The organism is Paenibacillus paridis (genome assembly GCF_006345825.1).
In the GTDB taxonomy this organism is placed as follows: Bacteria; Bacillota; Bacilli; order Paenibacillales; family Paenibacillaceae; genus Pristimantibacillus; species Pristimantibacillus paridis.
The window spans coordinates 900,948-914,113 of sequence record NZ_VCIX01000092.1; the positions used below are offsets into that span (position 1 = coordinate 900,948).

The 13,166-nt window shown below is 49.7% G+C and carries 11 protein-coding genes; 4 read left to right on the top strand and 7 right to left on the bottom strand.

Annotated features, from left to right (window positions below; translation table 11 throughout):
- The first annotated feature begins 15 nt into the window (after window positions 1-15).
- On the top strand, window positions 16-441 hold the full coding sequence (locus tag FJQ58_RS25830) for an Rrf2 family transcriptional regulator (RefSeq protein WP_139997740.1): 426 nt from the start codon (window positions 16-18) through the stop codon (window positions 439-441).
- Window positions 442-487: 46 nt separating this feature from the next.
- Here FJQ58_RS25830 and FJQ58_RS25835 read toward each other — a convergent pair whose 3' ends face one another.
- From FJQ58_RS25835 to FJQ58_RS25845, 3 genes are all read right to left on the bottom strand, one after another.
- Window positions 488-1,321, bottom strand: a complete 834-nt coding sequence (locus tag FJQ58_RS25835; protein ID WP_139997742.1) for a sugar ABC transporter permease — start codon at window positions 1,319-1,321, stop codon at window positions 488-490.
- On the bottom strand, window positions 1,318-2,625 hold the full coding sequence (locus FJQ58_RS25840) for a carbohydrate ABC transporter permease (protein ID WP_139997744.1): 1,308 nt from the start codon (window positions 2,623-2,625) through the stop codon (window positions 1,318-1,320). The genes FJQ58_RS25835 and FJQ58_RS25840 overlap by 4 nt, the downstream gene beginning before the upstream one ends.
- Window positions 2,626-2,725: 100 nt before the next feature.
- Window positions 2,726-4,018, bottom strand: coding sequence for a sugar ABC transporter substrate-binding protein (locus tag FJQ58_RS25845; RefSeq protein WP_139997746.1), 1,293 nt, complete (start codon window positions 4,016-4,018; stop codon window positions 2,726-2,728).
- Between the two features lie 427 nt (window positions 4,019-4,445).
- Here FJQ58_RS25845 and FJQ58_RS25850 point away from each other — a divergent pair, with 427 nt between their 5' ends.
- On the top strand, window positions 4,446-5,360 hold the full coding sequence (locus FJQ58_RS25850) for a divergent polysaccharide deacetylase family protein (RefSeq protein WP_238404347.1): 915 nt from the start codon (window positions 4,446-4,448) through the stop codon (window positions 5,358-5,360).
- Here FJQ58_RS25850 and FJQ58_RS25855 read toward each other — a convergent pair.
- A complete protein-coding gene (locus tag FJQ58_RS25855) occupies window positions 5,325-6,029 on the bottom strand; it encodes an N-acetylmuramoyl-L-alanine amidase family protein (protein WP_139997748.1) in 705 nt (234 codons plus the stop codon). The two genes, FJQ58_RS25850 and FJQ58_RS25855, sit on opposite strands and share 36 nt — an antisense overlap.
- Before the next feature lie 61 nt (window positions 6,030-6,090).
- Between FJQ58_RS25855 and FJQ58_RS25860 the strand changes: the two genes are divergently transcribed.
- A complete protein-coding gene (locus FJQ58_RS25860; RefSeq protein WP_139997750.1) occupies window positions 6,091-6,357 on the top strand; it encodes a YqzE family protein in 267 nt (88 codons plus the stop codon).
- On the opposite strand, the gene FJQ58_RS25865 is transcribed toward FJQ58_RS25860, so the two are convergent.
- The 3 genes from FJQ58_RS25865 to FJQ58_RS25875 form a co-directional block, all read right to left on the bottom strand.
- Window positions 6,348-7,238: a hypothetical protein gene (locus FJQ58_RS25865; protein ID WP_139997752.1), complete on the bottom strand. Its 891-nt coding sequence runs from the start codon at window positions 7,236-7,238 to the stop codon at window positions 6,348-6,350. The two genes, FJQ58_RS25860 and FJQ58_RS25865, sit on opposite strands and share 10 nt — an antisense overlap.
- A 124-nt stretch (window positions 7,239-7,362) precedes the next feature.
- The gene (locus FJQ58_RS25870) at window positions 7,363-8,322 is read right to left on the bottom strand and encodes a YqhG family protein (RefSeq protein WP_139997754.1); all 960 of its coding nucleotides are present in this window, start codon (window positions 8,320-8,322) and stop codon (window positions 7,363-7,365) included.
- Window positions 8,319-10,142: a DEAD/DEAH box helicase gene (locus FJQ58_RS25875; protein ID WP_139997756.1), complete on the bottom strand. Its 1,824-nt coding sequence runs from the start codon at window positions 10,140-10,142 to the stop codon at window positions 8,319-8,321. The genes FJQ58_RS25870 and FJQ58_RS25875 overlap by 4 nt, the downstream gene beginning before the upstream one ends.
- A 277-nt stretch (window positions 10,143-10,419) precedes the next feature.
- Here FJQ58_RS25875 and FJQ58_RS25880 point away from each other — a divergent pair, with 277 nt between their 5' ends.
- Entirely contained in the window at window positions 10,420-13,077 is a 2,658-nt protein-coding gene (locus FJQ58_RS25880; protein ID WP_139997758.1) for an adenosylcobalamin-dependent ribonucleoside-diphosphate reductase, read from the top strand.
- Window positions 13,078-13,166: the final 89 nt, after the last annotated feature.

Sequence of the window (13,166 nt, forward strand, 5' to 3'; positions counted from 1 at the left end):
CAGGAGGTGATTACGTTGACTAGCAACCGTTTTGCGGTAGCGGTTCATATTTTGACGTTATTAGAGACGAATAAGGCAACGCGCTTAACATCGGATTGGATCGCTGGCAGCGTAAATACGAATCCTGTTGTCATACGAAGAATCATGGGCTTGTTAAATAAGGCTGGACTTGTTTCGACAAGTGCAGGTGTTGCAGGGGCTACCCTGACAAGGCCGGCGAGCGAGATTACGCTGTACGATATTTACAGCGCCGTCCATAACCATGGGCAGGACGAGTTATTTGCTATCCATGAGAAACCAAACCCAGCGTGCAGTGTTGGGCGGCACATCCAATCCTCGCTTGAAACGGCTTTTAGCGAAGCCCAGAAGGCGATGGAGGATAAGCTTGCGGATATTACGCTTGAGCATATCTCGCAGGATGTCGTCAGCAAATTGAACTAAAATAGCTGTAAGCGAAGAGAGGCCTGCGAAGGCCTCTTTTTTGTTGTTATCCTTTGGTTGCTCCGGCAGTCAGACCTTCGATCAAAAAACGCTGCAGGAACAGAAACAGCAAGGTTACTGGAATGGCGACAAGCACGGCGCCTGAGGCAAACAGAGTAAATTCGGTAGAGTTGCGCTGACTGACCATTTTGTACAGACCAACCGCGAGGGTTCGCTGTTCTTCGGTGCGCAGAATCAAATCCGCAAAAATAAAGTCGACGAAAGCCCCGTTGAAAATCATTAGGCTGGCATAGGTTAGCATAGGTTTCGACAGCGGGATAATAATGCTGAAAAATACCTTTAAATGGCTGGCGCCATCGATCCGCGCGGCATCCTCCAAGCTCTTCGGAATCGTATCGAAGAAGCCTTTGGCGACAAAAACATTTGTAATGATAGCCCCGGTGCTGTACACAAGAATGAGCGCCCAATGGGAATTTAGCAAGCTCATTGCATTAAGCAGGACGAAGATAGCGATCATTGCCATGAAGCCAGGGAACATTTGCAATACGAGAAACAGCTTGAGCGTGGTCTTGCGTCCGACAAAGCGGAACCTCGAAATCGCATACGATGCGAACAGGAGGAGGAAGGTTCCGATTAAGGTAGAGAAAAAAGCGACTTTGAGCGTGTTTAGAAACCATACCGGATACATGGTTTTCTCGAATAAGTCGATATAATGCTGAAACGTAAACTCGCGCGGGATAAAGGTGTCGCTGTATAGGCTGTTCCCAGTTTTCAGTGATGACAAGATAATCCATAAAGCAGGGAATACGCTGATGACGGTGAGGACGCTTAGAATAAAATAGCTTGTACGCAGCTTCCATTTAGCCGATGAACTTCTCACTGGATCATGTCCTCCTCTTTATAGGATCGCGTTCGCGTATAGCTCCAGATTGAGAAGGTCGCGACGATCATGAAGATGAATATGCCAATGACAGATGCGAAGCTGAACTGCGATTGATTGAGTGCGAGCTTATACAGCCATGTCACCAGCAAGTCCGTATGGCCTGCGAATTGGTAATGGATATTAACCGGCTCGCCATTAGTCAGCAAATAGATCACGTTGAAATTGTTAATGTTGCCTGCGAATTGCATGATGAGAAGCGGCGCGGTAGAGAACAATACCATGGGCAGCGTAATGTATCGGAATTTATGGATAGCGCCCGCACCATCAGCATCGGCAGCTTCATACAAGTCGCGCGGAATGGTGGTCAATACGCCAAAGGCCAGTATCATGGTAATGGGAATGCCCATCCACATGTTGACAAGGATGACGGTGACTTTAGCCCAGAAGGGATCGGTCAGCCAAGGCAAACCTTTGAGGCCGAAAAAGTTCAAATAGCTGTTGATGGGACCAAACTGATTGTTGAACATATTGCGCATGACCAGCAGGGAAACCATGTTTGGTATGGCAAAAGGGATAATTAATACGGTACGCCAAAATTTCTTGAAGCGGATCGCAGGCTGATGAATAAGGATTGCGACCAGAACACCGCCGATATAAGTCGTTACTGTCGCTAAAACAGCCCAAATGATTGTCCACTGCAGCACGCCGCCGAAGGTTTTGCTCCAGACCTTCATGTTGATCATTTTGGAGAAGTTGTCAAAGGCTACCCAGTCTACCAGATTGGCGGGCGGCAAGATGGGATCAGCGTAATTGGTGAATGCAATCAGGATCGAGAACAATAAAGGCAATACGCTCAAAAAAGCGATCGCAATAAATGGGGGCAAAAGGACAAGATAGGCAAAATGCTTCTGTTCCAGCATGACTAGCGATTGCTTGAACGTGTGAGGGCGTTTGCCCTCGGCTCTTGCGGCGCCTACGAGATAGGCATCACGGATATTGAGGGCGTAATACAGTGCCATTAAAAGCGCAGCAAGCAAAGCAACCAAGCCTTTAATCATCATAAAAATCGAATGGTCGCCTTCGACCATCTTGGTCAATTTGCCCACTTTTACAAAACCGCTTGGCGTTTCGCCTAGCGTAATCAAGCCCCAAATATAATCATAGAGCTCAAATACGAAAAAATAGATGCCGAGCAGGCCTGCTGCCAAAAACAGCAAGCCCTTCAGCCATTGCCGGTTGTACAATTGCCCAAGTCCCATCAATAGGGTGGACAGTGCTGCCGCTTTGCCTTTGCTGCTCATGAGGCTAAACCTCTCCTCTTCAAAAAGTAAGGACTTCACCCTAGTCCCTTGATGGGAGGGTGAAGCCAAGTGATATGCGCTGCTGCTCTTTGTTTAGCAGTTATTTCGCTTTGAGGCCGTCTTCAATCGTTTTGACCATAGTATCGAGTGTAGATTTGATATCGAGGCTTGGATCATCCCAAAGAGCAACGAAGGTTGCTTTCAAAGCTTCCCATACAAGGTCAACGCCTGGCACAGATGACATAGGTACGGAATGGCTAAACTGCTGGAAGAAGCCGCTTGTAATTGGATCGTCTTTGATAAGTGGATCTTCCCCTGCTTCTTTATTAGTTGGAATGGCTCCGGTCAATTCATAATTGAGCAATTGGTTTTCCTTGCTGCCGGCGAAGCTGGCAAACAGCCTTGCCGCTACGGGATAAGCGGTATAAGAGTTGACATAATAGGATTTTACGCCTGAGAAGGATACGGAATCATTGCCGTTCGGAAACTTAGGAAGCGGCGCTACACCGAAATTTACGCTGTTCTTAAATGCGGCGACCGACCATGGTCCGTCAATGTTAAGGGCAAGCTTGCCTTCTTTGAAGAGCTGTGTCTTGACATCGTAAGTGATGTCGCCAGCATTCATTGGAACAATTTTTTTGAGCGTCCGCAGATACTCGAATCCTTTGACTACATCTCCTTTGTTCAGCCCAATGTCAGCGGCATTCGTATTATTGTCGCCGAACATATATCCGCCATAGCTGCCAATGAAAGGGTATGTGTAGTAGCCGACGAACTCCCACATGATGGCGTATTTATTTTTAGCGGGGTCATTATACGTATTGGCGAAGGCGACGATCTCCTCCCAAGTCTTGGGCGCTTCTGGTAGAAGATCCTTGTTATAGAACATGGCATAGGTTTCTACCGATTTGGGATAGCCGTACAGAACGTTGTCGAAGGAGGAGGCGACGACCGCCGTTTCCAGATTTGCCGATTTGGTTTCCTCTTCGAAAACATCGTTTGGCAGAAGCAAGCCTGCTTTTACGGCTAATCCGATTTGGTCATGGGGAAGCGTCAGTACGTCTGCGGCTGTCTTGGAAGGGCCATCCGTCGATAATCGGCTGCCTTGGTCACCTCCTGCAACGACTTCTACAGTTACGGGAACGCCATATTTTTCTTCAAATGCTTTGCCGACCTTCTGCATATAGTCTTGCTGTTCCGGCGCTTCCCAAATGACCAGCTTTGCCCCGGCTTCCGGTTTCAGCTCTTCATCATTTCCTTCAGTTACCGGCTCTGGAGTAGGCGATTTTCCGTTATTTTCGTTTGTTTTCGGTTCAGAAGCATTACACGCGGCAAGCGCCAGAACGAGCAAGGAACAAATAAGTACGGAAATCCATTTTTTGCTTTTTACCATTGGTGCACCCCTTTTAAATTTTTTTGTTGTTAAACGAGTTTTAATGATGATGTAAACCTAGCGGTAAAAAGGTGCACCTCCCATGGCGATTGGACAACAAAAAAAGGCACAACCTCGGCTACACATCATGTGCTCGAGGTTGTACCTGTACAGGTAACATCGCCTTTATATTGTGGTTTGAATTCCACTCGTGTTGTATGACACGCCCTCATTATATAATGTCTTTAAAGCGCTTGCAAATGCCGTTTTTGCTCAAAATCATCCTGTTATTTAACTCAATCGCTCGTTCTCTTCGATTATCATGGATAAAGATGTATAATTCTCTGATTTTGTAAGATTAACGCAATTCTAAATGTTAACGGATGCTTTCGTATATTTTCCAGCTACTTCACAAACAATGATAGTAAAAGGCAAGGGGTGTGCAGCAATGAACAGACAGAAGAATGATATGCGAAACATGAAAAAGGAGAAAGTTGCTGGAATAGCGAGGCCGCGATTAAGAACGGTGCTCGCAGCTGGAATAAGCCTTTGCGCGGTTTTCACAGTTGGAAGCTCGTCTGACAGGGTTCAAGCGTTAGCGGGACCATCAATTACGGATATGAAAGCTCACGCTTGGAGCGAAACGGTAAAGGATACCCGTACGATCTCTATCGTCATCGATGATTTTGGGAATGGGATGAACGGAACGGCTGAAATGCTGAAGCTTCCGGTCAAAATCACGGCAGCAATTATGCCCTTTATGCCAACGACGAAGCAGGATGCAGAGGAAGCCTACCGTTTAGGCCATGACGTTATCGTCCATATGCCGATGGAACCGAACAAAGGCTTAAAAAAATGGCTGGGGCCGGGAGCGTTAACGACGGATTTGAGCGATGCGGAAGTGAAGAAGCGGGTAGAGGATGCAATCCGTGATGTTCCGCATGCGATTGGCATGAATAATCATATGGGCTCGAAAGTAACGGCCGATGAGAGAATGATGCGAATCGTGCTTGGCGTATGCAAGGAGCATGGTTTATTTTTTCTGGATAGCCGGACGACGTACAAAACCGTGGTGCCTAAGGTTGCAGCGGAGTTAGGCGTCCCACTTGTTTCTAACGACGTATTTTTAGATGATGTGTATACGGTTGAGCATATTAGCAAGCAGATTGGTGTGCTGCGCAAGCACTTGGAAACACATACAAGCTGCATCACGATCGGACATGTCGGCCCAGCTGGCTTAAAGACAGCAGCTGTACTGAAGCAGTCCATACCCGGGATGCAGCAAAACGTGCAATTCGTAAAACTGACGTCGCTTATTGAAGGCGATTTAATGAACGATCCACTTGTATTGCCAAATTCCTGATGCAATAGCGTTTGCGACTTCCTCCTGGCGCTTGGGGTCGGTCAGCATCGCGCGGTCGCTGCTGCTGCTAATAAAGCCCATTTCTACAATGACGGCAGGCTGCTGTACTCTCCGAAGCAAATAAAACGTCTTTCCTTCCCTTGGAAGGAAGTCGGTTTTTTGCTGTCGGTTCAATGAATCCTGAATGCATAAGGCGAGCAAATTGCTCTCTCCATTGCTCTGATGCAGTACAAGCGGGCCTCTTTGCGACGGCTTCTTGGACCAATTGACATGGAGACTAACGAGCAGATCGCTTTCGATTTCTTCCGTAAGCTGCTGGCGCTGAGATAAATCCTTCCGATGCCTTGACCTTGTAATGTGCCAGCGGTTGTCTTCGCTTAGCGCGTAATCTCCCGTGCGATTAAGGACAGCAGGGATATTTTGACTGCGCAAAATCGTATAAAGCTTTCGAGCGATAGCCAGGTTAATGTCTTTTTCAAGGATGTCTGCAGAGGAAGCACCTCCATCAATCCCGCCATGCCCAACGTCAATAATGACTGTGGTAGAAGGCAGCGCCCAGTCCTGCTCCATGCCTACAGGCAGCAGCGGCCACGCTGCCGATGCACCGGACGTGCTGCAAACGGCCGCAAAGCAACAGATAAATAAGGATAATGCTGTTTTACGAAGCATATTGATCGTTCCTCCAGCTCACTTTGTCTTAAGGTTATCGTGGCTTTTTGAAGGAAAACTCATGCATGTTTACATTCGAATATTGCTGGGCAACCTGATAACATCAACTAAAGGGCGGGAGGAGCGAATCCAAGTGGCAAAGGGCGAGGAATACGTAAAGTATATGACGGAGCAATTTGTGGCTTATATCGAGACGCCAAGAGAAGAGCGGAAGCAAACGAGAACGTCAGCCAAAGCTCGAAGAGAGCCTTGGCTGACGCGTTGGTTCGGATGGGGACCTGTCAGCATTATGCTGTGGTGGAGAGGCAGAGCCGAGCGTCATAGGTAGAAGCTGCCGAGCTCTAGCAGCAGCAGAATCGGGATGAAGCGCCGCTCATCGCTATTCTCGGTTTCGAGTCCAACGTAAATATGGCCGCTGTCCCATTTGTTATATCCAACCACTGACCACACATAAAGCATCTGGCCTTCGAACAGCTCAGCGGTATAGCGGAGCTGTTCTTTGTTGTTTAGTTGGGCAAAGAGAGAAGAATATGATTTTGAGCTAACGGAAAGCGGCTGGCTGGTAAGCCAAGGCATTTTATCGAATGTGTTGAATGAGGGCAGGGCGACATGCTTCAAAAGAGCGGCATTGCCTGTAATTTGCAAACGTTCAGTTGAAGGAAGCTTCGTTTCGGAAGCTTTAAGCCAGTCTTTTGGCTGAGCGGGAAGGGCCTCACCGCTTGCTGCGTCTGCAAAGTCCGAGCTGCTGCCGGAAGTTACCTTCCACGCAGCGAGCAGGGGATGCACATACAAAGCTTCAACGCTGTCTGCGGGCTTCAATAACTCAAGCTGCTTGATGGAGCGCGAAATGGTGCGCCCGTCAAATAGCGGCTGGCTGCCGACCCCATATTCGCCAAGTTGATAGCCGCCTGCTTCCACGGCATGGATAATCAGATAGCCGACGGTCTGGGTGTTATGCTTCACCAATACCAGCCAGCTGTGCGTTCCGGGACCAATCGGTGAAATATCGAGTGTGGAGGACTTCCATTTGGCGAAAGAGGACTGGACGGCTAGCTCGTCCACCCAGCGCTTGGCTTGCTGCTGCAGCGGCTCATAAGCTGCAGTGGATTGCTGGGCAGCTGCAGCAGGCTGCTGTTGCAAGCCCCCAGCATATAACACAACAGCGGTTAATACGCAGGCTGCTGTAAACTTAATGAATGTTTTTGGCATGATTCATCACCTCTTAGCTATTGTAACGGACAGGCTTGAAGAAGGCTGTTACAACGTGTCACGTGAAGGCGGCCTTGTGACCGCCTTTTTTTGGCGTATTGCTGCAGATAAGGTCTAATCGCTGTCAATCGATGCCCTCAAGGTGGAAAATGCCGCAATTAATGGCGGACGCCGTCACACGCGGCTCATATTGCCAGCGAATTTCGGATTGCCGCTGCGCGAATTGCTCCTCGACCGCCGGCCTGTTTTCTTCCAGCGCGTTTTTGACCAGCGGCTCGTAATATCCCCTAATGCGCTCGAGTTCTTCTTCCAGCCTTGCGGAAGCACCTTCTGCCCAGCTGTAGTCATAGCTTTTAAGCTTGCGCTCCAAGGTTTGCTCGACAATATTTAACGCCTTGTTGAAGGAAATGCCGTTTTTCGTAATGTGAATATTGGCAGGCAGCCTTGGCGTTAGCTTATGGGTAATCAACCGATCATAGAAATGTTCAACGCATAGGCCGGTTGCTAGGGAAATGCCATAGCAATGAATTTCCTCCCGCTTGCGGTCGCTGGCGAATTCCACCCGCATATTGACACCAAGCCAAGCCGTGTAGGGCGTGGAGGCAAATGGGTTCGCACTGCGGCGCTCCGGCTCTTGGAACAAATGAACGAAGCTGCCTTTGGCTTTCGCTGCCTCAAACAGCTGCTCAAGCTTGCGAGCGCCGAAGAACAGATCCTCGCGCGGGACGCGAATGGGCGCAGCCAGACTGCCGTGAACGAAGCCAAGCGACCGCCCAAGCGCAGCGTTAGCTGCAGCATCCTGCGCATTAACGGCTTCCTCCGCTTGAGCGTTAGCTGCTTCGGTTTTTTTGAGCTCTTCGGCTGCGTCATATTTATGTTTATCCGTAACGAATAGGAAGGTCATCGTCTCCGGATCGGCGCCGACCCGGTCCACGAAGCTCCAATAATAGGGGCGGTTCGTTAGCTCACGGTCGGCATGGGGAGAGAGTTTCACAGTGAAGTGAGTAGGCGACTTTTCCAAAATCGAGCATTCGGTAGCTTCTAAATAACGGTTGACGAATTTGTGCACCTGTTTCTCGTTCAAGGCTGCACCTCCACGGTTTGTCCAAGTGAATCCAGATTGATCAGCAAATCAGGACTTGAAGCGACTTTGGCGTCGCCAGTCATTACCTCTTCGCGAATACGGCTGAGAGAGGAGCCTAAATGGTTGATTTTTTGCTTCAAATCCGAATCATTGCCAGCTTCAAGCATCATTTTGGCTAGGCGCTGCTCAATGGAACCATCGCCCTTCTCAAAACGCTCCAAGATATGGTCAAGCTCACCGATAACCAGCTCGAACAGATTGATTTTCTCATGCAATAAATTGACGATGTGCTCTTCGATGGTTCCGATCGTGCACAAATTGTAGATTTTTACGTCTTCCTTCTGACCAAGGCGGTGCACTCGACCGATCCGCTGCTCCACCCGCATCGGATTCCATGGCAGATCGAAATTAATCATGTGGTGGCAAAATTGCAGGTTAATGCCCTCGCCGCCAGCTTCCGTGGCAATCAGAATTTGCGCGCGTCCGCGGAATAGATCCATCATCCAATCCTTTTTGCCTCGGTTCATCCCGCCTCGATACGGTACGGCGATCATATTTTGTGCCCGGAAAAATTGCAGCAAATATTCCTGAGTGGCTCGGTACTCGGTGAAAATAATGACCTTGTCATTCATTTCTTTGACGAGCTCCATCGCTTTTTCCGCTTTGGTATTCGCTTTAATGTGCTTGATTTTCTCGACCAGCTCCCAGATTTTCGGGCGCATGGGCGAGTCTTCTGACGTTTTTTTGAACAAATTAACGAGAGTCAGGAATACAGCATCCCGGCTGCTGCACACCTCGCGCTGAAGCGTGACGAGGGAGAGCATGCTGGAGAGATCGCCTCCGCTTTCTTCATAACGCTCCTTGACGAATTCGGTAACCGCATCGTACAGCGCCTTCTCATCTTCGGAGAGCGTAAGCGGAATGTTTTTGACAAAACGTTTCGTGAAATGGATGCCGCCGTCACCGCGCCGATTGCGAATCATGACGCCGGACAGCGCTTCCTGAAGCTGGTCTTCGTTCTTCGGAAGCCGCTTGTCGACGACAAAATTGGCCGCGAAATCGCTTTGGCCGCCAAGCTGGCCGGGCTTTAGCAGCGTGATCAGGTTGAACAGCTCATCCATGTCGTTTTGGATCGGCGTCGCGGTCAGCAGCAGGCAATATTTTTTGCGCAAAATATTAGCGAATTGATAGTTGGATGTTTTCTTGTTTTTCAGCTTATGCGCTTCATCGATAATGATTAGATCGTAATCGGTCCCGAGCACCAGCTCGCGATGCGGCTCGCGCTTGGCAGTATCGATCGAGGCGACGACTACGTCATAGCCCCAGGTATGCGCCTTCTTCTGAGCCACCGCGGAAATGCCGAACTTTTGGTTAAGCTCCCGCACCCACTGAAGCACGAGGGAAGCAGGCACGAGAATAAGAATCCGTTTGGCTAGCCCCCGCACCATATACTCTTTGAGCACAAGCCCGGCTTCTATCGTCTTGCCTAATCCGACCTCGTCAGCAAGAATGGCTCTGCCTCCCATTTCATGCACGACCTTGCGCGCTGTGCTGATCTGATGCTCCATCGGCTCGAAGGAGGGAAGCGAGCGAAGGCAAAGCAACTCGTCGAAGCTTTCAATCCGTTTGGCTTGTTCTGCTTCCATGGCTAGCTGATATAGCGTCCAATCATCCCACGGTCCGCCCTTCGTCAAGCGGTTTTGCAGCTCATCAAACCATGAACGGTCACACTGTAGGTCAACTAGCGGATGCAGCTTGCGCGTCGCGATAGCTGTGCCGGCTTCGGCTGAAGCAGCCTGCGGCGTTGTAGGGATTGTCATTGCGTGCAGCTCCTTCCACAGTAAAAGGGATAAGTTGTAATCAGTATTGCCTTTTCATCCAATATTAATAAGAAGCGGATTAAAAAAGAGGTAGGACAAGCAAATGCGAGAGCGTGGTCATGTAAGCGGCACTGCTTGCGTTATTTGGGTTTAAACGAGCATGGAAATCAATATGTAGTATAGTATAATGATTAAATAACACAATATATTGTGCTTGTTGCATATCATAACGTACATATGCCGATAGCGCGGAACGATGACGAAAGAGGTGGCTGGGATGGAGAAGACTGGCGGGAAACGTCTTGAGGGCTTAAGCGAAAAAATATTTTTGGACCGGTACGCGTGGAAAAATGCAGATACGAGCCAGACGGCAATCGGAGATATTGTGCTCGTTCTAACGAAGGATGATCCCAAGTTTCCTGTAAAAGAAGTAGGGGAAGTTATTGCCCGCCAAGGCAGCAATGTGACGGTAAGATTAGGCAGCGGAGAACAGGTCGAGTCCAGCGTGGAGAAGCTGACGCTGACGATTGAGAAAACGCCAGAGGAAATGTGGGATCGTCTGGCCGAAGCGATGGCATCGGTGGAGCAAGGGACCAATAAACAGCAGGAATGGCAGGAGAAATTCAGATATATCCTAGACGATTGGAAACTCGTGCCTGGCGGCAGGATTGCAGCAGGTGCGGGCGCTAGCGAAGAGCTGACGCTATTTAATTGTTACGTTATTCCTTCTCCCAAGGATAGCCGGGGCGGGATTATGACGACACTCACGGAGATGACCGAGATTATGGCGCGCGGCGGCGGGGTCGGGATGAATTTGTCATCGCTGCGCCCCCGAAGGGCCATTGTCGCTGGCGTTAACGGATCATCTAGCGGTTCGGTATCTTGGGGCGGACTGTTCAGCTATACAACAGGGTTAATCGAGCAAGGAGGCAGCCGAAGAGGCGCTTTGATGCTGATGCTCAACGACTGGCATCCCGACGTGCTTGAATTCATTACCGTGAAGCAGACGATGGGCCAGGTAACGAATGCGAATTTGTCCGTTTGCGTGAGCAACGCGTTCATGAAGGCCGTGAAGGAAGATTTAGATTGGGAGCTGGTATTTCCGGATACGAAGGAAGAGGGCTACGACGAGCTGTGGACGGGCGATCTGGACGAATGGAAACGGCTGGGCAAAAGAGTCATTGCGTACAAAACCGTTCGCGCCCGCGAGATTTGGCAAGCGATTATCGAATCGGCTTGGAAATCGGCTGAGCCTGGCGTCGTCTTTATGGAATATTATAACCAAATGTCGAACAGCTGGTATTTTAATCCGATTATAAGCACGAATCCTTGCGGAGAGCAGGGCTTGCCTGGCTGGGGCGTGTGCAATCTGTCCGCCATTAATCTGTCCAAATTTTATGACGAGGAGAAGCACGATGTTGCTTGGGAGGAGTTAGCCAAGGTTACACGCTGGTCAGTGAGGTTCCTAGATAACGTGATCGACAAAACGCCCTATCATTTTGAAGAGAACGAACGGAACCAGAAGCTGGAGCGTCGAATCGGGCTCGGGACGATGGGGCTTGCGGAATTGATGATTAAACTGGAGGTTCGATACGGCAGCCCGGAGTCGCTTGAATTTCTAGATAAGCTATATGGCTTTATGGCACACGAATCCTATTTAGCCTCTACCGAAATCGCTGCGGAGAAGGGGTCTTTTCAAGCTTTTGATGCAGACAAATTCATTCAAAGCGGATTTATGAAGCATATGATTGCGGAGTTCCCTGACATTGGAGAAGCCGTGGCGGAGCGGGGCATGCGCAATGTGACCGTCATCACGCAGGCTCCTACAGGAAGCACTGGAACGATGGTCGGAACCTCAACGGGAATCGAGCCTTATTTTGCTTTCGAATATTATCGCCAAAGCCGGCTTGGTTACGATAAACAAGATGTGCCAATCGCAGCGGAATGGAAAGAAGAGCATCCCGGGCAGGAGCTGCCCGATTATTTTGTTACTTCTATGAGCTTGTCAGCCGAGGATCATATCCGCGTGCAGGCAGCCATTCAGCGCTGGGTTGACAGCTCCATATCCAAAACGGCGAATTGCCCGGCAGACTTCACCGTTGAAGAAACAGGCCGACTGTATGAGCTGGCGTTCGAGCTTGGCTGCAAAGGGGTAACGATTTACCGTGACGGCAGCCGCGACGTACAGGTTCTCTCTACGTCAAAGTCAGAGCAGGCAGAAAAGGCTGACAATGCAGAGAAAACAGTGAAAACGGAGGAACAGATAGAGGAGAAAGCAGGCTCGGAGACCGCTCCTCCGGCGGACGGTAAGGGTTATTTTGAAGCAGACTTGGTGGAAGCCATCGTACCGGGCGCACTCCCGCAAACGGAGCAGGTGATGGACAAACAATATAAACGCAGGCCTCAGGTGCTGCGCGGCGCGACTTATAAAGTAAACACGCCTTTCGGCATGGCCTATATTACCATTAACGATCTGAACGGCACGCCAGGCGAAATCTTTTTGAATGTGGGCAAGGCAGGCTCGGACGTATTTGCCATGGCTGAAGCGCTTGGCCGCGTTTGTTCGTTGTTTTTGCGTTATGGCGATCATGGAAGCAAGGTCAGCTTGCTGATCAAGCATCTGAAAGGGATTGGCGGGACGGGCGCAATCGGCTTTGGCGTAAACCGGGTTGAATCGATTGCCGATGCGGTTGCCAAATCGTTAGAGATGCACTTGGCAAGCGCAGAGGAAACAGCAGTGGCAGACGAAGCACATGTGTCGTTGGCTCAGCCTGAGCCTGTCCCAGTTAAAGAGGCTCCTACCGCAGCTAATCAGCATGTTCATGAGGTGCTTACGGGCTCCCGCGATCTATGTCCGTCCTGCGGCTCGGCTGCCTTGATCAATATTGAAGGCTGCAAGCAGTGCAGCAATTGCGGGTATAGCAAGTGTAATTAGAAAAAAGAAGTCGACAATTTTCACTTGTCGGCTTCTTTCTGTTGGTAACAGGAGTTAGTTACATTTCCCTATCTAAAAGAATAAAAGCA

Bases quoted from the DNA above. Each gene is read 5' to 3' on its own strand.
- FJQ58_RS25855 (WP_139997748.1), bottom strand. From the start codon at position 6,029: ATGCTTCGTAAAACAGCATTATCCTTATTTATCTGTTGCTTTGCGGCC.
- FJQ58_RS25845 (WP_139997746.1), bottom strand. From the start codon at position 4,018: ATGGTAAAAAGCAAAAAATGGATTTCCGTACTTATTTGTTCCTTGCTC.
- FJQ58_RS25840 (WP_139997744.1), bottom strand. From the start codon at position 2,625: ATGAGCAGCAAAGGCAAAGCGGCAGCACTGTCCACCCTATTGATGGGA.
- FJQ58_RS25865 (WP_139997752.1), bottom strand. From the start codon at position 7,238: ATGCCAAAAACATTCATTAAGTTTACAGCAGCCTGCGTATTAACCGCT.
- FJQ58_RS25880 (WP_139997758.1), top strand. From the start codon at position 10,420: ATGGAGAAGACTGGCGGGAAACGTCTTGAGGGCTTAAGCGAAAAAATA.
- FJQ58_RS25875 (WP_139997756.1), bottom strand. From the start codon at position 10,142: ATGACAATCCCTACAACGCCGCAGGCTGCTTCAGCCGAAGCCGGCACA.
- FJQ58_RS25860 (WP_139997750.1), top strand. From the start codon at position 6,091: ATGCATGTTTACATTCGAATATTGCTGGGCAACCTGATAACATCAACT.
- FJQ58_RS25850 (WP_238404347.1), top strand. From the start codon at position 4,446: ATGAACAGACAGAAGAATGATATGCGAAACATGAAAAAGGAGAAAGTT.